Raw genomic sequence first — 385 nt, 5'->3', positions numbered from 1 at the left:
TTTTGTTTAGTCATATCAATTCACCTCACTTTTTACCTTGATTTTCAATATATTTTTTGATGGTATCTATTGGCGCACCGCCTGCTGTAAGTAGGCAGAAGCTTCTTGACCAGAACATTTCTTTCCATAGTTTTTTTCTAATATGTGGGAAGTCTCTCTTTATCAATCGAGAGCTTGCACTCTTATAAGCATTGATGAACTTTGATAATTCAGAGTTTGGATGTGCTTTGAATAAGATATGGATATGATCTTTATCATGATTCCATTCCACTAAAGAAATGTTGTATTTACTTCCAATCTTAATGAACATTTCTTTTGCAAAATCAGATAATTCATTGTCAAAAACTTGTATCCGATATTTCACAACCAGTACAAGATGATAATG

At 32.2% G+C, this 385-nt stretch carries 1 protein-coding gene; it reads right to left on the bottom strand.

Features of this window, described 5'->3' with window-relative positions:
* Positions 1-25 precede the first annotated feature (25 nt).
* Positions 26-385: IS200/IS605 family transposase (tnpA, locus tag DDE80_RS14810; protein WP_108308666.1), on the bottom strand; the 360-nt coding region annotated here is incomplete at its 5' end.

The sequence above is a fragment of the Metalysinibacillus jejuensis genome (assembly GCF_003057615.1).
GTDB classification, from domain to species: Bacteria; Bacillota; Bacilli; order Bacillales_A; family Planococcaceae; genus Metalysinibacillus; species Metalysinibacillus jejuensis.
This window is presented reverse-complemented; position numbering and strand designations above follow the sequence as displayed.